General features: G+C 38.5%; 26 protein-coding genes. 12 read left to right on the forward strand and 14 right to left on the reverse strand.

Annotated elements, in window-relative coordinates; all coding sequences use genetic code 11:
• Positions 1-125: 125 nt before the first annotated feature.
• The 3 genes from B0O44_RS03195 to B0O44_RS03210 all read right to left on the reverse strand — a co-directional run bounded on the left by B0O44_RS03195 (position 126) and on the right by B0O44_RS03210 (position 3,841).
• On the reverse strand, positions 126-491 hold the full coding sequence (locus B0O44_RS03195; protein ID WP_110827233.1) for a hypothetical protein: 366 nt from the start codon (positions 489-491) through the stop codon (positions 126-128).
• Positions 492-539: 48 nt separating this feature from the next.
• On the reverse strand, positions 540-2,714 hold the full coding sequence (locus B0O44_RS03200) for a peptidase domain-containing ABC transporter (RefSeq protein WP_110827234.1): 2,175 nt from the start codon (positions 2,712-2,714) through the stop codon (positions 540-542).
• Between the two features lie 449 nt (positions 2,715-3,163).
• On the reverse strand, positions 3,164-3,841 hold the full coding sequence (locus tag B0O44_RS03210; RefSeq protein WP_110827236.1) for an O-methyltransferase: 678 nt from the start codon (positions 3,839-3,841) through the stop codon (positions 3,164-3,166).
• Between the two features lie 144 nt (positions 3,842-3,985).
• Between B0O44_RS03210 and B0O44_RS03215 the strand changes: the two genes are divergently transcribed.
• Entirely contained in the window at positions 3,986-4,639 is a 654-nt protein-coding gene (locus B0O44_RS03215) for a rhomboid family intramembrane serine protease (protein ID WP_110827237.1), read from the forward strand.
• A 13-nt stretch (positions 4,640-4,652) separates the two neighbouring features.
• On the opposite strand, the gene B0O44_RS24915 is transcribed toward B0O44_RS03215, so the two are convergent.
• Complete coding sequence (locus B0O44_RS24915) at positions 4,653-4,805, reverse strand: hypothetical protein (RefSeq protein ID WP_170123256.1); 153 nt, start codon at positions 4,803-4,805, stop codon at positions 4,653-4,655.
• A 154-nt stretch (positions 4,806-4,959) separates the two neighbouring features.
• On the opposite strand from B0O44_RS24915, the gene B0O44_RS03225 reads away from it, so the two are divergent.
• Entirely contained in the window at positions 4,960-5,280 is a 321-nt protein-coding gene (locus tag B0O44_RS03225; protein ID WP_110827239.1) for a helix-turn-helix domain-containing protein, read from the forward strand.
• A 102-nt stretch (positions 5,281-5,382) separates the two neighbouring features.
• On the opposite strand, the gene B0O44_RS03230 is transcribed toward B0O44_RS03225, so the two are convergent.
• Both B0O44_RS03230 and B0O44_RS03235 read right to left on the reverse strand, forming a co-directional pair.
• Positions 5,383-5,673, reverse strand: coding sequence for a hypothetical protein (locus B0O44_RS03230; protein ID WP_110827240.1), 291 nt, complete (start codon positions 5,671-5,673; stop codon positions 5,383-5,385).
• Positions 5,674-5,720: 47 nt separating this feature from the next.
• Entirely contained in the window at positions 5,721-5,945 is a 225-nt protein-coding gene (locus tag B0O44_RS03235) for a hypothetical protein (protein WP_110827241.1), read from the reverse strand.
• A gap of 205 nt (positions 5,946-6,150) precedes the next feature.
• On the opposite strand from B0O44_RS03235, the gene B0O44_RS03240 reads away from it, so the two are divergent.
• The 5 genes from B0O44_RS03240 to B0O44_RS03260 are packed head-to-tail and all read left to right on the forward strand — an operon-like array spanning position 6,151 to position 9,331.
• Positions 6,151-6,552 carry a hypothetical protein gene (locus B0O44_RS03240; RefSeq protein WP_110827242.1) on the forward strand — a complete coding sequence of 134 codons (402 nt, stop codon included), beginning with the start codon at positions 6,151-6,153 and terminating at the stop codon, positions 6,550-6,552.
• On the forward strand, positions 6,552-7,202 hold the full coding sequence (locus B0O44_RS03245) for a hypothetical protein (RefSeq protein WP_110827243.1): 651 nt from the start codon (positions 6,552-6,554) through the stop codon (positions 7,200-7,202). The genes B0O44_RS03240 and B0O44_RS03245 overlap by 1 nt, the downstream gene beginning before the upstream one ends.
• A complete protein-coding gene (locus B0O44_RS03250; protein WP_110827244.1) occupies positions 7,181-7,990 on the forward strand; it encodes a sensor histidine kinase in 810 nt (269 codons plus the stop codon). The genes B0O44_RS03245 and B0O44_RS03250 overlap by 22 nt, the downstream gene beginning before the upstream one ends.
• 35 nt (positions 7,991-8,025) lie before the next feature.
• A complete protein-coding gene (locus B0O44_RS03255) occupies positions 8,026-8,706 on the forward strand; it encodes a response regulator transcription factor (RefSeq protein ID WP_110827245.1) in 681 nt (226 codons plus the stop codon).
• Between the two features lie 10 nt (positions 8,707-8,716).
• Positions 8,717-9,331, forward strand: a complete 615-nt coding sequence (locus B0O44_RS03260) for a phosphatase PAP2 family protein (protein ID WP_245943547.1) — start codon at positions 8,717-8,719, stop codon at positions 9,329-9,331.
• Here the strand turns inward: B0O44_RS03260 and B0O44_RS03265 are convergent, their stop codons facing one another.
• Positions 9,332-10,141: a hypothetical protein gene (locus tag B0O44_RS03265; RefSeq protein ID WP_146229758.1), complete on the reverse strand. Its 810-nt coding sequence runs from the start codon at positions 10,139-10,141 to the stop codon at positions 9,332-9,334. It lies immediately after the preceding gene.
• Positions 10,142-10,436: 295 nt separating this feature from the next.
• Here B0O44_RS03265 and B0O44_RS03270 point away from each other — a divergent pair, with 295 nt between their 5' ends.
• Positions 10,437-10,811, forward strand: coding sequence for a hypothetical protein (locus tag B0O44_RS03270; protein WP_245943549.1), 375 nt, complete (start codon positions 10,437-10,439; stop codon positions 10,809-10,811).
• Position 10,812: 1 nt separating this feature from the next.
• Complete coding sequence (locus B0O44_RS03275; protein WP_110827247.1) at positions 10,813-11,847, forward strand: ATP-binding protein; 1,035 nt, start codon at positions 10,813-10,815, stop codon at positions 11,845-11,847.
• Positions 11,848-11,854: 7 nt separating this feature from the next.
• On the opposite strand, the gene B0O44_RS03280 is transcribed toward B0O44_RS03275, so the two are convergent.
• Both B0O44_RS03280 and B0O44_RS03285 read right to left on the reverse strand, forming a co-directional pair.
• On the reverse strand, positions 11,855-12,244 hold the full coding sequence (locus B0O44_RS03280) for a hypothetical protein (RefSeq protein ID WP_110827248.1): 390 nt from the start codon (positions 12,242-12,244) through the stop codon (positions 11,855-11,857).
• A gap of 137 nt (positions 12,245-12,381) precedes the next feature.
• On the reverse strand, positions 12,382-12,738 hold the full coding sequence (locus tag B0O44_RS03285; protein WP_110827249.1) for a hypothetical protein: 357 nt from the start codon (positions 12,736-12,738) through the stop codon (positions 12,382-12,384).
• 375 nt (positions 12,739-13,113) lie between these two features.
• Here B0O44_RS03285 and B0O44_RS03290 point away from each other — a divergent pair, with 375 nt between their 5' ends.
• Both B0O44_RS03290 and B0O44_RS03295 read left to right on the forward strand, forming a co-directional pair.
• A complete protein-coding gene (locus B0O44_RS03290) occupies positions 13,114-13,611 on the forward strand; it encodes a hypothetical protein (protein ID WP_110827250.1) in 498 nt (165 codons plus the stop codon).
• Between the two features lie 56 nt (positions 13,612-13,667).
• Positions 13,668-14,072, forward strand: a complete 405-nt coding sequence (locus tag B0O44_RS03295; RefSeq protein ID WP_110827251.1) for a hypothetical protein — start codon at positions 13,668-13,670, stop codon at positions 14,070-14,072.
• 10 nt (positions 14,073-14,082) lie between these two features.
• On the opposite strand, the gene B0O44_RS03300 is transcribed toward B0O44_RS03295, so the two are convergent.
• The 4 genes from B0O44_RS03300 to B0O44_RS03315 all read right to left on the reverse strand — a co-directional run bounded on the left by B0O44_RS03300 (position 14,083) and on the right by B0O44_RS03315 (position 17,551).
• The gene (locus B0O44_RS03300; RefSeq protein ID WP_110827252.1) at positions 14,083-14,718 is read right to left on the reverse strand and encodes a hypothetical protein; all 636 of its coding nucleotides are present in this window, start codon (positions 14,716-14,718) and stop codon (positions 14,083-14,085) included.
• A gap of 159 nt (positions 14,719-14,877) precedes the next feature.
• On the reverse strand, positions 14,878-15,507 hold the full coding sequence (locus B0O44_RS03305; RefSeq protein WP_110827253.1) for a TetR/AcrR family transcriptional regulator: 630 nt from the start codon (positions 15,505-15,507) through the stop codon (positions 14,878-14,880).
• A complete protein-coding gene (locus B0O44_RS03310) occupies positions 15,494-16,750 on the reverse strand; it encodes an aminotransferase class I/II-fold pyridoxal phosphate-dependent enzyme (RefSeq protein ID WP_110827254.1) in 1,257 nt (418 codons plus the stop codon). Before B0O44_RS03310 ends, B0O44_RS03305 begins: the two co-directional genes overlap by 14 nt.
• A 507-nt stretch (positions 16,751-17,257) precedes the next feature.
• Positions 17,258-17,551, reverse strand: coding sequence for a hypothetical protein (locus B0O44_RS03315; protein ID WP_110827255.1), 294 nt, complete (start codon positions 17,549-17,551; stop codon positions 17,258-17,260).
• A 128-nt stretch (positions 17,552-17,679) separates the two neighbouring features.
• On the opposite strand from B0O44_RS03315, the gene B0O44_RS03320 reads away from it, so the two are divergent.
• Complete coding sequence (locus B0O44_RS03320; protein ID WP_110827256.1) at positions 17,680-18,132, forward strand: nuclear transport factor 2 family protein; 453 nt, start codon at positions 17,680-17,682, stop codon at positions 18,130-18,132.
• Positions 18,133-18,405: 273 nt separating this feature from the next.
• Here the strand turns inward: B0O44_RS03320 and B0O44_RS03325 are convergent, their stop codons facing one another.
• The gene (locus B0O44_RS03325; protein ID WP_146229760.1) at positions 18,406-19,956 is read right to left on the reverse strand and encodes a M28 family peptidase; all 1,551 of its coding nucleotides are present in this window, start codon (positions 19,954-19,956) and stop codon (positions 18,406-18,408) included.
• Positions 19,957-19,992 lie beyond the last annotated feature (36 nt).

Raw genomic sequence — 19,992 nt, forward strand, 5'->3', positions numbered from 1 at the left:
GCTTTTACCAGGCGTTTAAAATCTCTGGCGGGCATTAATGAGTTTAGGTGCGTTTTTATTCAATTGATGCCCTCCACTACCTAAGAAAAACAAAAAACCACTTCCAAACGAAGTGGTTTTTATTTTTAATCTGCTAAAAAGGCCTTGACCTGTTTACATAAAATATAGTCCTGGTCTTGTGTTAAAATACCAGGATTATACGCTACCGGATCAAAACAAATGTAATATAGGCCATTGCATTTATTGAACTTATATTGTTCTATGCGGCGAAAACCATTTGCCGGGTTAGCGACAAGAGAATATGCAGATACTTCAGAAAACTTCAGTTGAACATGTTTTTCGAACCTTGAATAACTCAGGTCAATATAAACATCCAACTCAAGTTCTTCCTCTTTTGTATAAATGTCAATTCTTTTTATCTCTGCCCCGGATAAACAATAATCTCCTATTGAAAATGCCGTTAAAATCTCGTTTCCTGTTAATTGTTTCATAATACCCCATCCAACTCCACTCTTTGCCATGCAAAAAAAACATCTGACCTAGCCGCCAACCGGCTCCAGCCCGGCAGGCATCTGGCATTGTTTTTTCCAAAAGCCATAATAATCCTGATGTCTTTCCATCAGTTCCAGATGTGTGCCCTGCTCTGAAACACGCCCCTGTTTTAGTACAATAATTTTGTCTGCTTTTTGTATGGTACTTAACCGGTGAGCAATCACAACAATTGTTTTTCCACGTTCTGAGAGATAATTAATCATTTTTTGTACATACTCCTCTGCACTGGAATCCAATGAAGAAGTCGCTTCATCCAAAAGCAATATTTCAGGTTTGCGGTATAATGCACGGGCAATGGCCAAACGCTGTTTTTGTCCACCGGAAAGAGAGACCCCATGTTCTCCCAACTGTGTATTAAAACCATCTGGAAGCTCATGTATAAACTTTAAAATACCCAGACCTTCGCAAATTTCCATAATTTCCTTTTCATTAGGGAATGGATCTCCTAATGCAATGTTTTCTGTTACATTTCCACTAAACAGATCAATATGCTGTGGAACCACCCCTACAAGTTTACGCAATGCAACATTCTGAATATCCTTTACAGGATATTTACCTATAAAAATATGACCTTGTTGTATCGGGTATATATTTTGAAGCAATGCCATTAAGGTCGATTTTCCGGAGCCACTGTCGCCAACAATTGCTGTGGTTTGACCTTTTGCAATCCGCAGATTTAAATCATTAAAAACACTCACCCTAGTACCATAACGGAAACTCACGCCTTCAAAAGAAATGTCACCAAGTTCATCAGGACAGATACTGAGCCTCTGATTTTCAGACTCTGCTTCAAGGTCCATAATTTCGAAAAGCCTGTCGGCAGCAATTACCGCATCCTGAACTGCTTTGTTAACACCAACTAACGAAGCAGCAGGAGCGGTAAAATAGCCTACGAGCGTGTAAAATGAAAGTAGTTCACCGGCTGTAATTTGTCCTTTAAGCACATAGCCTGCGCCAACCCATAATACAATTATTGTAAATATCTTCGCAATGGTTTCTGTAGAAACCGCAGAAAAAACACTGTTCATGCCCGACTGATAAACGCTGCCCATTAATTCCATAAAACGCTTCTCTGTTTTGGTATTGGCAAAATCCTCCAGACCAAACTTTTTAATCGTTGCCGCAGAACTGATGCTTTCTACCAGTTGCGATTCCAGTTCGGCGCTGTCCTCCATCAGTTTGCGCTGTACCCTTTTGTTCATTAAGTTCACCACATAATAAACCAGCACATACAAAGGAATCGTAACCATCAGCATAACAGCCAGTTTCCAGTAATAACTAAACATCAAACCAAAAGAAAAAAGCACCACCAATATATTCACTGCCACACCGGTAGAAATATCATTAATAAAGGTCCTTATTTTTACTGCGTCGTTAATCCTGGAAACAATTTCCCCAATCCTCATGGTATCAAAAAACTGCTGGGGCAATTTCATCAAATGCTTATAGTACCCCAGAATAAGACTTTTATCAATTTTTTGCCCGGTACGTAAAGTAAAAACGGTTCTCAATGAGCCAATAAGGACCTGTAAACCCAATAAAGCAAACATTCCCAGACTAAGCACATTCAACAATTGGGGGTTATGATCTTTTAAAACCTGGTCAACTATTTTCTGTACATAAATGGCCGTAGAGAGGCCAAGCACCGTATATAAAATTGCAGCCAGCAAAACCTGCAGCATAACAGATTTATGCGGATGTATTAATTTTACAAAACGTTTGACCGTGCTGGTCGTTGTATCTTCAGGTTTAAAGGTGTCGTCCGGAGATAGAATGACCAGCACTCCATCCCATTCCTTTTTAAACTCCTGATGAGCTTTTTTAATCATTTTTCCTTCAGCAGGATCCATTAGCTCTACATAAGCTCCATGTACCTGATAAATAACCACATAATGATGCAAAACCTCTTTTACAATTAAATGAGCTATTGCAGGCATAGGTACCGTACGCAGATCATCAAAATTGGCATAAACCCCCTTAGCCTGAAAACCCATTTTCTTTGCAGCTTCGGTGAGCCCAAGAATATTCGTCCCCTTTTTATCTGTACCCGCACATTGCCTGATTTTGGCGACCGGCCATTTCAGGTTATAATGTGCGGCCACACTGGCAAGACATGCTGCCCCGCAATCTGTGACGTCCCTTTGTTTAACATTTGTTTTCATGTTTGCCGTTCCTTGTGATTAAGCTTCCAATAGATACTTATTTCTTACAGGTAGTGTAGAGTCATTTTTTAAAAGCACAGAAAAGACACCACTCCCCCGTACACCTAGGTGTACGGGTATAAAAGGGAGTGACTCGAGAGCAATAACAACAAACAACCAAACGAACACAACCGTGTTATGATTCCAGGTTACTATGGGGTTTACTTTAACCATTATCATATCATCAGCTGCATTTTTCTATACAAAGCTGTGAGGATTTAAGGGGATGCACAACAACCTGTGGTTGTATTTCAAAATAGTATGCGGCTAGTAAAGTGAATGTACATAAGTACAGAAAGATGAGGTGCACAAAAAAAATTGGCTACAAATAATAATTTATAGCCAACAAACAGCCCGTACAAAATCAGGCTTCAACGTACCTGCCAAGGTAAAGTATATAGGTTAAGGTCTTATTTTATTCCCCCTCTTGGCACAACAGGCTGATTTTCTTTGGGTTTAAAATTAAAATCTTTAAAAAACAAAGAAGTTGTCCAGGAATAAAAATTTACAGGCCCGACTCCATGGAAATCAATTTGTATAAACCCCCGTTCTCTAAGGCTTTTACACACCAAAGGATCCCTTTCGGAATTGTCATAAATAATCATTCCACCCTCATTTAAATAGGCTGGGGCAAACGCAGCACATTCTTCTCTTACAATTCCGTCAATGATGATCACATCATATTTTTTATCCGAAACCTTAATACGGTTTGCATATTCATCTTTTGCGGCCAGAATCAGGTTCTGATTGCTGCTTAGGCGGGTAAGGCCTATACTGTACCATTCTTCGTTGGCTTCTATAGAAGTAATCGATTTCACTCTTTTAGAGAAAAAAACAGAAGAATTACCTGAACCCCACTCAAAAAAAGTTTTGTCTGAGAAATCAAGCTGACTTAGATATTCAATAGCCGGATAGGTAAACCAAGGAAGTTCGGTTCCATCTGCGTCCATCGGTTTGTGCAGTTGCGCTGATCTGAGGTGTCCAAAATGTTTATTAAAAATATTAACCAGCGGATTTTCTGGTAAAAAAGGTGTGATTTTGAAATAAGTATTTCTAAAGAATTTTCTGAGACTGGATTTATTTCCCATTAGGAATATGATGTAGGTTGGCTCTAAGCAATTTTGTTGGCAAAGGATAGAAAAATATTTAACAGATACAAATGAAGAGAAAAGAAAATGGCTACATTTCCTTCAAAAAGGTAATTAGAAAAAAAGTTTCGTAATTTTAACCCAATGTTTCCATCATTTTTCCAGATGCCCTTCACTTACGTGATCACCATCTCCATTTTTATTGTCAGTATAATAGGGTTCTATCATAAACCTTTGTATCATGCACTTCTTTTTCACCCTTATGAGGTTTTCCGGGGAAAAAGAATCCATACCCTTTTAACCTCTGCTTTTGTACACAAAGGATGGAAACATTTACTGATCAATCTGTATATCTTTTACATTATGGCTAAAGATGTAGAAACTTTAATTCTCAATGAAAGTTACAGCCCTGTACAAATAAAAATAATCTGGTTGTTTATATTTTTGTTTTCTGCTGTTTTGGGTAACCTCATTACCGGATGGCTACAAAAAGATAATATAAATTATACAAGCGTAGGTGCTTCAGGGATTACTTTTTCCTTTACTATTTTTGCCATGCTTTATTTTCCGCTTGACCATTCCAACAAACCATATAAGTTTTTACCGCTTTACTACGGTTACGACTATACTTTTGCCATTTTGGTCATTTGTATAGCAATGTTTTTAATTTATAGAAAAAAATCAAAAAGTAATCATAAAATTCATTTAACAGGGGCCCTTATTGGTTTGGCATTGGCGATTTTGTTCAGGCCGGTCTTAGTCACAGAAATTATTTACCACCTAAAATCCAGGTGGTAAATAATTTATATTTTTATTTTCCACAGCCTAACCAGCCTGCAATTGCCCCGGCAACGCCTCCAATTAATCCGCCAATAATTTCGGCAGCGGTATCCATGCTGTCTCTTCCTTTTCCTGTTTCTCCTCCGTTAATTTCAACAACTTCTGTTTCGGTTAATTCTCTCATTTTATATAGTTTTAGATTGTTTCTTCTGCCCATTCAGAATTAAATCAAATCTCATAACTAGCTAATAATCAGACAACAACCAGTAGTTGTATTGTATAACTTGTAGTTGTAAAAAAAAACAATTAATTTGCAGGTAATATTTTAATCCGTTAAGATGATTGGTGAAAAGATACGTGAGAGAAGAGAACACAAAAAGATTTCTCAATATGCCGTGGCTTACGCTATAGGCATGTCCCAGGCTGCTTATTCTAAGATTGAGCGTGGGGAAACTGAGGTCAAAGTAAGTCATCTGTATTCTATAGCTGCATTTCTTGGAACATCGGTATATGAACTGCTGCCAGAGGCTATGGCCAGCAGTACTTTTGATGGTGAAGAATATCTTTTAAAACCCCTGGTGGTCAAATTAAAAACCCTTTGGTTTACCTGGAAAGTGCGCAGGAGAATCAAAAAAATGCCTAAAACACTAGAATCCTGATTTCCTGAAAATGCCACAGGAGATAAAAAAATGGCACCCTGCAATTGCTGCAGGATGCCGGTTTAATCATTGGAGAGAGACGTTGTTAAGTTCTTTATAGGATCACAATCTTGTCGGAAATTTAGATTGAAGCCATTTCATCAGTTCATCGGTCGCTTTTTTTGCAGTTTCCAAAGCAACTACATTTTCTTTAGGTACTTGATCGGTTTCCAATTCTTCTTCAATTTCATCTTCGTAGTCACCCGACAACCTTAACATCGCATCATTTACAAATAAGGTGATCAAATCATTGTGTAATGCAGCTGTTCCATTACTTTGTTCCTTTTCATTTTTAAATAGTCCAAGCCATTCACTTGTGGGCACTGCCGGGTCAATATCTTCCATTAGGTTCATCGTGGTAAAGGATTTTGGTTTATATGATTAAATAAAAATGTTTACGATTAAAAACAGCCCCCTAAGGTACCCGGGAGTACCGGAAAAGGGAGCTGCTGATCCATGAGAGCGGCACTAATGCCGATTTCTTTATAAAAAGGAACCAAACAATTACCGGCACCCAAAAAGACGGTGTCCCGATTTCCTCTTGTTGCACCCCCACCTATGGGAAGAGAAGTTCTTTTAACATAAGTCTTTAGGGTTCCGGTAGTGTTTTTATCTGATTCCAGCATGATTCTTTATATTCTGAAATAATTTAATATCCAAATATGGAAAGGATAAAACTTTTAAATAAGATGATAACTACCTGTTTTTAAAACCGGGTACTTATACCTGGTTTTTTATTCCTTTACCCCTATTTTTAAGGGGAATCACTTTCTTGAATATATAAGGAGTTTTCTATCTTTGAATACACCAAAAATTAACTCAATAAACATTATGAAACAAGAAGACACGCTCTATGCGGTTCCTTTAGAGGAAGCCACGGCTGACATCCGGTTGTACAAAGATTTTATGACAACACAATTTCAGGTTAAGGAAAGTAACATTCTTAAAGCTTTTACCCTGCATTCCATTGAACTGCTGGAAGCTATGGGGGTGAGCGCTACTGACCTTCGCTTCGAATTTCCTAAAGTGCGCGTTTACATTGGAAAAAAAGACGGAGACCAGGACAGTGACTTTAAACTTTTCCTGGTTCCTGTAAATGAACAAGGCCAGGACTGTATTCCAAAAGGACCAGCAGGTAATGGACGTATTTTAGAAGATGATGAATACGTCTATGACTTTACCAAACCATGCCCAAACACTTGTGATACAGACAGCGTATTGTACCAGGCTTAATGAAAGAATTAACGAAAATCATTTTAATTATTGGTAGCATACCAGTTCTGATTGCCGCTTTGTATGCTTTAAGGACCTACAAACAAGTCAATGAAAGATTAAAACTATTTTATTGGTTTCTGTTCCTGTCTTGCATTATTGAGATCGGCTCCACATTATTATGGTTTTTAAAAAAAAACAACTTACCCCTGCTGCATATTTATGTAGCAGGGGGATTTATAATAATGGGCCTGTTTTATAAAAAAACACTTAGTTCGTTTATAAAACCAAAAATTTTCAATCTGATTATACTCCTGTTCACTGCGTTCACATTAATCAATACTTTGTTTTTTCAAAAGATCCTAACTTTCAATACCTATGCATTAACCACCGAATCTATTTTGTTGATTATCTTTTCATTGTGCTGGTTTGTTTTTAGTATGAACGGCCTAGAAACCACAACAAAAAATTCAGACGCTGTGAGTATAAACTGGATCAATTCGGGAATTTTGGTTTACTATACCTCAAGTGTACTGATCTTTTATTACGAAGATATCATTTCGCACTTTTCTGTTTTAATGAGCCGCTACGCCTGGATTGGACATACTTTTTTTTCAGTAACCATGTACACCTGTTTTTTTATCGCCATATGGAAGAGACCAAAGAATTAAGTTTTCTAGGCATATTGTTGCCAGTAACCATTCTCTTGTTTATCATTTGTACGGCAGTGATTTTTCTGGTCAGAAGGTTTCAACGTAACTTTTACCAGCAACAGCTGGACAAAGAAGCTTTAAAATTAATGCATCAAAAAGAATTGCTCTCTTCCACCATTCAGGTCCAGGAAAAAGAAAGAAAACGTATTGCAACAGATCTGCACGACGAACTCGGTGCAGCGCTGTCTATTATAAGAATGCAGCTGATGCAGCTGGAGCAACAGAACCAACATCCATCGGCTGTTATACCTGCCACCGCATTGGCAGGAATCAGAACCATTGATGAGAATGCCCTGAGCAGCCTGCGCAGAATCTGCCATGAACTTATGCCGGTTCACCTGGAAACATTTGGGTTACTCGAAAGTTTAAAAAGTACTGCGGCTCAATTTAGCGGCAAAGAGAACATTAACCTGGAACTAGAACTCGGGCCTTCAGAAGCAAGATATCCTAAACTCATTGAATTGCACCTGTACCGAATTCTGATGGAACTGATCAACAACACCTTAAAATATGCAGAAGCCAGCTTACTTTGTATCAAAATAAACAACATCAATCAATCGCTTCATGTGGAATATTCGGATAATGGAAAAGGCCTGCCCATAAAAAAAGATCCTTCAAAAACTGGATTAGGTTTTCAAAATATAGAAGCCAGAATCAATGTTATGAATGGAAGTTATCATATCGATACCAGCCTTTCCAAAGGGATGGCAGTTAAATTTGAAATCCCTTTGCCTTTATCTTCTTAAGCTTTTTCTTATCTTACAACTATTACTCTTATAAAGTGGCTCAAAATGGTATACATATCGGTCTGGTAGAAGACCAGTTTATTTTCAGGGAAGGAATGAAATCCCTGATTCAAAACTGGCCAAACATGTCAGTAATCTTTGAATCCGGCGACGGTCATTCGGTTATTGAAAAACTAAAACAGACTTCCTTCCGTCCCGATGTCCTTTTGATCGATTTTTCACTTCCACCTTTAGGGGAGCAGGAATTTAATGGATTGGACGTGATCCAGGCGGTAACCAATCATTTTCCAGATATTAAAATATTAATGCTTTCTATTCATGATGATGAAAATTTTATAGCTAAGGTAATTGAGTACGGTGCCCACGGACATCTGGTTAAAGAAAGTGATCCCGACGATGTCCGAAAAGCAATTCATGCTGTTCATGAAAAGGGTTCTTATATTAATGAAAAAACCCTTCGTGCCATACAACACAATATGGGTAAAAAAATAAAACCCAACCAGCCCTATGCCCAGCATACCAAATTGACCAAAAGAGAGCAACAAATTGTAGAGCTCATTTGTCTACAGCACACTACAGAAGAAATCGCAGAAAAACTATTTATTAGTACCAAAACAGTCAATGGACACCGCATCAATCTTTTGCAAAAAACAAACTCAAGAAATACTGCAGGATTAGTGATCTATGCCGTAAAAAATCAATTGGTTAGCGTCTAAATTTATACTTATGAAAATAGTACAGGCAAAAATTCAAGTTATTAGCATGCTGATCACTGCCCAGGCTTTTATTCTGATTCCTAAAAACCTTCAGGCGCAACAAATTGAAAAAACGCGTTTTGATGACCGGATTATGCTCCATTTGGCAGATCACCGTACACCGGAGCAAACAGGTACTTTTCTGTTTTTGTCCAATACCTTTCAATATGTAGAAGTTGGAATACCTACTGGTTTACTCATTGGGGGGATCATTAGCAAAGACAAACAGATGAGAGAAAATGCCCTCTATGTAGCCAGTAGCACAGCCATTTCTTTTGGATTGACTCAACTGATCAAACACCTGGTCAAAAGGCCCCGGCCGTTTGTCCAGAACATCAGAATTGTACCTGTAACCCGGCCGTCGAGTACTTCTTTCCCCTCTGGACATACTTCAACAACTTTTGCCTCCGCTACAGCACTGTCTATGGCTTATCCAAAATGGTATGTAATTGCTCCTGCCTTTTTATGGGCGGGCTCAGTGGGCTACTCCAGAATGTACCTCGGTGTTCATTATCCTACGGATGTAGCTGCAGGCGCTGTACTGGGAAGTGGCGCTTCTCTATTGCTTCAAGGTATGAAAAGATAATTAATTGCTAGCTGGGGCAGAAACGTAAACCTCGTTGTAAGCTCTGATCAATTTTCCGTTTTTATTGAATTCTTTAATCAGCACCCTGCCGGAAACTAAACTTTTAAAAGTATAACTTCCATCAGCCAGTATTTTTTTCACGTTACCATTACTGTATTCTATTTCTTTAGAGGACAGTTTTCCTGGAGATGAAAACTCTTCTGTCAGTTCTTTAATGCCAGTACCGAGCCCCTTGGTCCTGCTTCGCTTTTTTAAGATCCCATGATCATACTCTTCATACAATCCCTGTTGTTCATCCCGGAGTGAACAGGAAAGTAAACGGTCTGTTTCCTGGTCATAAGAGCAATTATACTCATAAACAGTTTTACCTTTATAATTTTTATACTCCCCTCTTAGTTCCATATTCTTACTAAAGTACCTGGAAACCACCGTATCGCCCCGACCATAAATTTCTTCTATCTTTTTTCCGGTATTGCCATTGTACTTTTCATAACGTTCAACAAGACCGTCCTGTACAAAACAATTTACCAAAAGCTTCTCTCCTGTCATTACTTTGATTTTACCCTCCGTTTTTCCATTTGCATTAATGGTAAAAAATATGGCAAGGTCCGTTCTTTTTCTGATGGTATGCAGCACATAACTGTTTGGTTCCAGCCTAGAACTGTCGGGTTTTAGAAATTTCTGTTCCAAACCAATCGCATCAAAATTTTCATTGTAAACAACATCGTTTTTATTCAGCTCAGTTTGAGCATAAGCAGCTGCTGTGTAAAAAAAAACAAACAGCATTAAAGAAATAAATTTATTCATCATAGGATTGTTTTTTACAGGCTCTGGCAATTTACCAATTGCCCTGTAAATACAAAAAGATTAAAGCCTTTGAAATGCAAAAAGTCATAAAGTCACCAGAAAGTACCCTTTAAGGCTCCCGGTATGTTGTCAAATTGCAATAAATTGACAATAAGCCTACAAATAACACTGAAATTCAACCACATAGAAAAACAACTTTTTAAACAAGCCGCTGTAGTTTTAATCTTTAAATCAAAAAAATCCTATATTTGATTTACTAAAATTAATTATCTCAAAAGAACCAAGTATCCCTAATATCATGGTTAAAATTCAACCTAAAACATTCATGATCGAACGCAACATTAAATACTCTATTAACCTTAATTTCGAAGAGATTAAACTCCCCCCCTTTCAGGACATCCTCATTGTTGGAAAAAACTGCTCACAGGGAAAAATCGGACTCAGCAAATCTTTTGAAATGCTGGTACCCAATGGTTTTGAAATTCTGGACATTACAGACGAACGCGTAGAAACCGTATTTGTCAACAAGCACATACTAAAAAAAATGCCTGTAGATAAAGTCTTGCATATTTTGAACCAGAACGTTTTTCCTTTTGTATCTGAAGGGGAACTGATCCGTGTGGATTTTAAAATCAATATCTCTATCGAAAATCTCGAGGTTAACAGCATCTGACATGAACATAAAGCCTTTCGTGAACGGGAACTATACAACAGTGGATGCCTATAATGCCGTTAAACAAATAAAACATAAAATCATTGCACACGGTGGAGCAGTCGTTTTAATGGACGAACGCCCAATAGGGCTAATTACCGCAAACGACATCATTACCAACAACTACAATCTGGTTATTGATTGTTTATCCGAAAAGCCAAAAGTAAGCCCGCGGGACACCGTTCCGCAGGTACTCCAAATGATGCAGCGCAGCGGAAGCGATACTCTGGCAGTTTATGAAGATGATCTTTTGATTGGTACGATCTATAAAAATGACATGACCAGTCATCTGATCGAATCTATTGAACTCAGCAATGTAAACATCCAGGATGTGGCTCATGACCTGAGGACGCCCATTGCCAATATGATGGGTATTATTAATATTCTGGAAGACAGCCTGGAAGGATCCGATGACCAGGAACTGATTTCCTCAGCAAAAGCAGCTTATGTAAATGCCAGCAACCTGATCAATGAATTGCTTAAACCCCGGCAAAGTACCGAACAATCCGATCAGGGTGAAACCATAGAAATTGTATCCTTATTAAAAGAATGCATTGCCGACATACAAATTAGTGTACTGAATAAAAGCATTGAAATGGAGGTCTTGCTTCCTTCAGAAGAAATCTTTTCTTTTGGACAAGCTCAAACCGTTAGAAGGGCTATAGACAATATTTTGACCAATGCTTTAAAATTCACCAGGGAACAGGGAAAAATCTGCATCAAAGCAAGCCCTGAAGACGGTTATTGCCTGGTCAGTATTTCAGATAATGGCATTGGGATCCCTGACAAATTTAAGCCTTTTCTTTTCCAGCGGTATACCACCGCCAAACGCGCCGGAACATCAGGAGAACAAACTACAGGCATGGGCTTGCACATTACCAAAAATATTTGTGAACAGTATGGAATAGAGTTAGATTTTAAAAGTACCGAGTCTGAAGGCACCACTTTTTATTTAAGGTTTGCCCTGGCTGATAAAGGTAAAATAACTTATATCTGATCCAAAATTAAATTCCCAGATCCTTTGATTGCTTTCTTGAATCGTAAAGCAACTGAACCAAATCGTCCAGCTTATTCAAAATAAGCAGGGCGATTCCGTATCTATCGTAATTGTCAGAAGCCATGTCCCCTTCTTGCTCAGAAGCAATTCTTTGACGAATCTGTTGCACAAGTACTATGGCATTGGTTCTCATTCTTAAAAGATCAGCCATCATTTCTCCTGGCGATTCCTTTAGTTCCTTCGGATGAATGATCAATTCAAAAACCTCATTGGAAAGGCACCTATAAGCATGTTCTACTTCAAGATCCGCATTTTCAAATGTGGGCGCATTTTTATCTCCGAGTATATAAATCAATGAGTCAAATAATTGAATCCCATTCTCTAAATTTTCATCCATGGTAATTAATTATATAGGGTGATATTTATAAAGTGGAAATGTACTACATTTTACATTATAGGGAAAAAAATCTCCAATGCGAAAATATAAATTTGATCAAAAAAATGAATTTCCCCCTAAATGAATACGAAAGAAGATCAGAGCGTTTCTGTAGAAGGGACGCCCTCAAAGTCGTCCAGAAAGTCAAATATCATTTGCAGTTTGCAAAAAATGATATCTGCAATAAAATAACGCTCCGGATTGGTAAATTTAAAGAAGGTCATGACCTCGTTGGCTTCTTCCAGCAAACGAAGCAGATCCCTTTTAATAATGGTATGTACTTTAAGGGATTTTTTTTCATCCTCCAGAATGCCCTGAAAAATTAAATCGGTTAAGGCTTTGTAAGCTGACTCTATTTCAGGTTCCGTTTCTTCAATTAATGATCCCTGTTGCCCACCGATAAAATGCAGCATTGAGCCAAACCTGTTCAAAGTATAAGATAACTCCTCATTCATATTAAAATCTCATTTTAAAGATGTTCACGTTGCATAAGCTCTATCCCTTCAACTGAAATCTGAAACTTTGACGTCAGTTTTATCAATTCGTTTAATCAATCATCAAAAAAATGTTAACCATGTTCTCGACCTAAAACGTTTTTTTTTAACACCAGACGATTTTAGCCTATAGATCTGCATCATCAAAATATAAGTAAAAGCCAATACAAGAATAGTGCTTACCGCTCAAAAAAAGATGCCTATTAAGCAGTTTTTTTTCCAAACAGAATATAAATAATAATATTCACATAATAAAATCAAAAATCAAACGTTTGCGTTCTTCTTGTCACCACTTAAGTACATCAAAATCAATATCATTGCAGTATTAATTGCTGCATGAATTACAAATTGTCACCTAAAGGAATTACCCGGTCTTGCAGATGGATTATCCTCATCGCTGTACTATCCCTACCGTTTTTCATTATCGGCTTATTGGCTCCTGGCAACAAGATTGTCCTGGCTACTCTTTTTATATTGTTACTGCTTATCGTACCGCAAATTTTTATCATCATGCAATACATTAGCGTTACAACCTATACAGAACTTGAAATTGACTACGCAGAACAAAAAATGATCATCTCCTCAAAAAATGATCAGACTATTAAAGATTTTGCCGCAATACAATCTGTTCAGTTTTACAAACCAACAGTATCTGCTTACCGACTTTCTGCCGTATTGCTGCTTTGCACCCACCTTTATTATTACAAAATAGATTTTAAAGAAGAAAGTTATTACCTCACCAGCCTGCTAAGTCCAGATCTGATGTTGGATCCCGAAGGACCACTTTATGATAAAATGGTTGTTGTCGAAACCCAATATGCTTCCATAAAATAAACTGTAACTTTTTAGGTTTTTTTCCGTTTAACTATAAACCAAATTAAACGCGACATATGAAAACTTATTTAAGCCTGTTTCTTTTCGCCATCATCATTTCCTTTAGCAGTTGCAGCAAATCCCTGATTAATGATAAACTTAGTGGAAACTGGGAACTTCGTCACATTAAAGGCATACAAGTAGCTCATGTTTCTCCCGATTTTGCGCCGGGAAATGGCAACCTGATTAAATTTACAGGTAAGACTTTTGAAAAGTACAATGATGGAAAATTAAGTTCCAAAGGCACATACGCAGTACAGGAAGAAAAAAAAGAAATCAATAATGAACAGGTGAGTTATAGCATTGTTTACAATAATGACATGGGCACTAAGGAATTTTTCAACCTCGAAAACGGAAAGTTAACCTTATACGTCGGCGAAATTGCAGCTGATGGATATCAAAGTACCTATCAAAAACTATAAATACATCTGTCTAGTTTTTTTTCACCGCCGCAACAATGTCTTCGGAGACCACAGGACCTCCATGCCCTAAAATTTCCCGGCTGCCAATAGATTCAGGAGGTTCCCCTCCCCAGACCGTATCTCTTTTTACTACTTTTTTTTCCGGAAGTTTCACATAAATAAGGGCAACAAAATCTCTGTATCCGATCCGCCGGTTCCTATTATTTTCATCGGTATAAAACTTCGATTCTATTTGCCCGGAACGCTGTAAAATAATCCCATCCAGTTTTTTCTCTTTCAAAAAACCACTGGTACCCAGTTTTTCATTGATTTTGATGTCATAAATTGCATTAAATGGAATATTGGCAGCCCCTTTTATCCCATCATGTAAAAACAAAAATTTCAAAAAAGCCTTTTTCATGGGCTCCTGTACGGGCATCTTAACATAATCATCAAAGGACAATATCCCGGAACCGAAAACCGGTCCTTTTAGCATTTGCTGAATGTCTTTATCCAGTGAATTGGTAATGGCAATTTCTTCTTCCTGGAGCTCCCAAATGTTGTTGATCCTATTGGTAATAAAAAAATACAGGCCGGAAAAAAATAAAATAAAAGCGAAAACAATAATGATCAGCCTCTTGTGCTTTTCTATAAGGGATTCTGGCATAAAAAGATATGTGGTGCTTACTTAAGTAACGATCGAAAACGAAAATTCTGTTTTAAGTTAAGATAAATTTTCTTTTTTTTACCAAAAAAGGCGGAATCGTTATCCAACAAATTCCGCCCTAACCAAACGCAAACCACGCGTATATTTTTGTTTGAAAAATTACTTATTCCATGCCCAACCAATAATCTGATCAATGGTCCGTAAAACTTCATCGCAATCCTTTTGTGTATTGATGTCCAGGTTACAGACCGTACTCTTATTGACCCCCGCATGCAGTGCCAAATAATAAGTACCGCCCAAAAGCAAAGCCATTACTGCCCTAAAATTCACCGACCGGTCCTTAAAAGAAGGGTCAGTGAGCTTAAGCAGCTTTTCTCCTTCCACCTCTCTTTGTTCAGTCACCCCTCTCATTAGAGCACTATCTTCAGAAATTTGCCATAAAATAATCTTCTGCACCTCCTGGTCCTGTTTTAAAAGCATCAGGTTTTCCTGCATCATCTCGGTAAACATCTGTTGTACCAGTTCGGGTTTTGCCTGTTCATCTAAATGAAAACGTTCAAAAAATGAAGTCCAGTAATCCTTTTCCTTAATGTATGCCTTCTGCAAATCGAGCAGGCCATTAAAATGGTAACGGATCAACTTTTTATCCTTACCAACCCAACGGGCGATTTCATTGGTTCTTAAACTACTAAAGCCTTTTTTTCGTAAAATAGAACCGACGGCATCCAGAAGAAGCCTTTTGGTCGCCTCACTATCTCTGACCCTTATTTTCTTTTTAAGCCTCGGCATGTAAACCCGCTTTAGCCTTTACCCACTCCCATGCATTCAATACCGTATCGAGCTGCTCCTGTGTGTGTGTTGCCATTAAACTCATACGAATACGCGCATCTTTACGGGATACTGCCGGGTAATTGATCTGGTTGGTATACACCCCTGCATCCATTAGCAAACGGCAAATTTCGGCGTTTCTGGTAATGTCCCCTATTTTTACCGGTATAATGGCAGAGGCCGAGGTACCAATATCCAATCCTAAAGAAAGCAGCCCGTTTTTCAGGTAAGCCGTATTTTCACGAAGCTTTTCCATCCAGTGCGGCTCCTCATCTATCAGGTCTATGGCTTGTAAAATGCACATAGAGGCTGGCGTAGAGGTCGAAGAAAACAAATGCTGGCGTGCCTGAAACTTTAAAAAATTAATCAGTTTTGGACTGGCCACCACATAACCACCTATATGGCCAAGGGCTTTACTGAAGGTTCCCGTTATAATGTCCACCTGCTGATAAAGGTCATACAGTTCAATAACTCCCCTTCCTGTTTTTCCAATCACACCCGTACCATGTGCGTCGTCCATAGCCAAATATGCATCATAATGTCTGCACAGTTCAACAATTTTATCCAGGGGCGCCAAATCTCCATCCTGTGAATATACCCCGTCAATAATCACCATTCGGGTCCTGTAGCGGTCTTTAGAGCTTTGCAATATCCTTTCCAGCGCTTCCATATTGTTGTGCGGAAAAGATTTCACATTGGTTAACTGACAACCCTCATATACACTTGCATGCACCGACATATCCAGTATGGCCAGGTCTTCTTTTTTTAACAGACACTGAAAAGTTGCACTATTGGCCGTATAACCGGTCGTATATATAATGGCACTTTCTCTTTGAAAAAAGCCGGCAATTTTTTGCTCCAGCTCCTGATGAAAAGAAAAATGTCCGCCAATTGCCGGAGAAGCACCGGCGCCAGACCCAAAACGTTCAATACCTCTTATTGCAGCGGCCTTCATTTTGGGATGCTGGGTAAAACCCAGATAGTCATTGGATACCAGGCTCACATAGCGCTGATCAAATTTACCCGGAACTTTTAATTCAATTTCCGGTCCGCAACCGGACAGGCTTTCAAACCTGTAATTCATGTGCCCTTTTTCACGCAGCTGTTCTGAATAATCATTAAACAGTTCGGCCCACTGGTAAGGGTCCAAACCCGGAATGTTTTCAAAATCTTTAAAACTTGCGTTGTCAAAATTGATTTTCATTAGATGTATATGTTTTCCTATGTCTATGTTATTTTTTGCACTCAAAACGCCCTTAACAACTACTTTTTAACCCTTCATCACCTGTTTGTTACAAAGCTAACTGTAATTAGTACCCCATGTGGGGAATTAATGTCCAAAAAACAATTACAAGCTGATTATTTCCTAAAAAGTCTTCCATACCTATTAAAAGTCGGTATTTTTTCAGGTCATGGAGGTAGGCCCCTAAGCATTTATGGCAAATTAATGACCCATTTAAGTTTTTTTAAATGGAACGTAAAATTGCGGGGGTTTTCCCGATGAGGAAAAAAAAGAAAATCCGGATGATCATCAGGATGACGCAAACCGAAGGGCAGTGCCGGAAACTGGTTCTGTTTATACATAGAACGTAATATAAATATTGGGATGATGAATCGTAAAATTCAATTTAATGTACCAATAATTTTGTAAAACAGAAAAACAAAAAAATTTAATGACGATTAGATTAGAAAAAACAATATGACCTTTATTTTACAGGGCTTCGAGTTTAGCATAACCGATTCTGTACAAAGCCAGCATATCCTGAAGCGTAATTTTAGCAATACAATCGTAGCTTTCAAAAGCAAAAAAATTCATAAAAGCGGCAAGTGAATAAAAATTGGCCTGCAACTGGATCCGCTGGGGGTAATCATCTTCATTTCTAAGCAAAACGGACATTTCTACCAGCGCGCTTTCATGAAGTACAATTTCCACCCCTTCCTTTGTTACAATATGATTCCCAAATTCCCAGAAGTAATTTTCAAGTGCTGTGTCGGTATATTTCATTTAGGCTTGTTTGGTGACCAGAGGAGCACCTAACATTTAAGCACCCTCCTTTTTGTAATGGAAAGCTGTTAACACTTTGGTAGTAGTTCGCTAATTATCGTATATTCAAGCCATAAACCACAACCAGTATGAAACTCTTTTCTTTTTTAATGCTGCTCCTTTTCACCAGCGCGTTAAAAGTCTGTGCCCAAAATGCCCAGGACACGCTCGACATCAAAAAAGTAGCCCTTGCTTACATTGAGTCTCAACACAAGCCAAATCCTAAACAGATGGAGGATGCTTTACACCCCAGGGTGGTCAAAAGGTCTGTGTTTAAAAACAAAAAAGCCAATAAGGACTACGTTTCAGAATATTCGGCCGAAAACCTGGTTATCCTGGCCCAGACCTATAATACAAATGGCGATAAATTTCCAAAAAGCCCTAAAAAGGAAGTTAAACTACTGGATGTATCCGCACTGACTGCATCCGTTAAACTCCTTGCAGACGATTGGTTTGACTATATGCACATCGTAAAAGTCAATGGAGAGTGGAAAATTATCAATGTATTGTGGCAATACAATAAAATAGCAGAACATCAATAACGACCGTCGTTTCTGTGGTCCTGCAGCAATTCTCTCGAGTTTCATGCTTTCCATTAGGCCGTTGTTGTTCCTGTTTTTTTTTAAAACTTACCTCCTATAAGTAAGGTCACATAACAAAATCTAAATGAGTTATTTCCATTAAAAAAACAAATACCTCAAATAAGTTAATATAATCAACATCTAAAGGAGGTATATTCTATAAAATCACTTCAGAATAACAGCGCATTCAACCATTATCTTATTTATCTTTCAAGTTAAATATGGATGGCCGCTTCATTTTTCATGCCGGTCTACAGGTAAACGATCTTCCCGGTTGGCAATTTCCCAGGCATCATAAAAAACAAGCGTTAATCTTTTGCTCATTAGACCGTAGCTAATTTTGTCTGGGGTGTCGCTCACCTGATGGTAGTCTTTGTTAATGCCATCAAAAAAGAACACAATAGGAATGTTATTTTTGGCAAAGTTATAATGATCTGAACGGTAATAAATCTTTTCAGGGTCCGCCGGATCATTGTATTTGTAATCCAGTGTAAGCTTTGTAATGGCCTGGTTATTTCCTTCATTAACTGGCCGCAAGGCAGAACTCAGTTTATTGTCACCTATAATATAAATGTAATTGCTGTCCAGAGGCGTATGCAAAGTATCCACCCGGCCAATCATATCGGTATTCAGATCTGCAACGGTGTTGTTTAAAGGGTATACCGGATGTAAGGTATAATAATCAGACCCCCAAAGTCCTTGTTCTTCTCCCGAAACATTTAAAAAAAGAATACTACGTCTGGGCCCTTTTCCGGCTGCTTTCGCTTCGCTAAACAGCCGCGCCAGTTCCATTACCGAGGCTGTACCCGAAGCATTATCATCCGCCCCAAAATACGTCTGGTCAGCTCTTACACCCAAATGATCATAATGGGCCGATATAATTAACAATTCATCCTTTTTATCTGTCCCTGGCAAATAAGCCATTACATTACTCGATTGCAGTTTTTCATGATGAATCTGTTGCCTTACAGCTACAGAAATCGTTTTTTCAAAACGAAGTGGAACAACCTGATCTGCCGACTTTATTAAAGTTTCAAACCAATTGCCCATAATGGCCTTTGCCATTGATTTGGAAATAAAATAGACATTTACCGAAGCCTTAGCGCCCACCGCACCTTCCCCGGTAGGCCGGATAGCAACAGACCCCGCAAATTTGTTTGGTGAAGCAGAAAAAGTAGTATCTATAATAAACACGGCCCTTGCCCCCAGTTGAGCTGCTGCCTGGGCCCTCAATTTTGCCCCGGCGCTGAAATTACCCCATCTTGATGGCTTCCTGACAGCTGGTTCTCCACCCATGACCAGTAAAATCTTATCCTTTGCATGTATAGTTGCCAAATTGTTAAACAGGGAATCGGTGATACCATATCCAGCCCAGACAAGCGCCGATGCCACGAGCTGCTCTTGGTTATTTAGGGTTAAAGGAAAAGCAAAGTCCTTTTGGTACTTAAACTCCTGCCGACCGATTTTAATGCTGCTCTGCTCTACTGTATCTTTGATTAAAGGATAATCCTGGAAATAAAGGCCCTTATTTCCAGGGGCCAATCCGATTTGTTTGTAATAAGCGGCAATAAAACTGGCCGCTTTTGCCTGGCCCCTTGTTGCCGTTTCTCGGCCTTCCATATCTTTTGATGCAAGTATGTACAGGTTCTTTTTCAGGTTATTTGCGCTAATGGTCCCGGTGGGGTTCAGATTTTGCTTAGCTCTATTCTGCGCGGAAACCGAAAACGCACTTGCCAAAACGATACTGATTACAAGAAATGTTGCTGTCTTTTTTAAAATACCCATAATATGTTTTATAATACCACCAACTAAACTGGCGTA

Origin of the sequence: Pedobacter nutrimenti, from assembly GCF_003208655.1 — a bacterium.
GTDB lineage: Bacteria > Bacteroidota > Bacteroidia > Sphingobacteriales > Sphingobacteriaceae > Pedobacter > Pedobacter nutrimenti.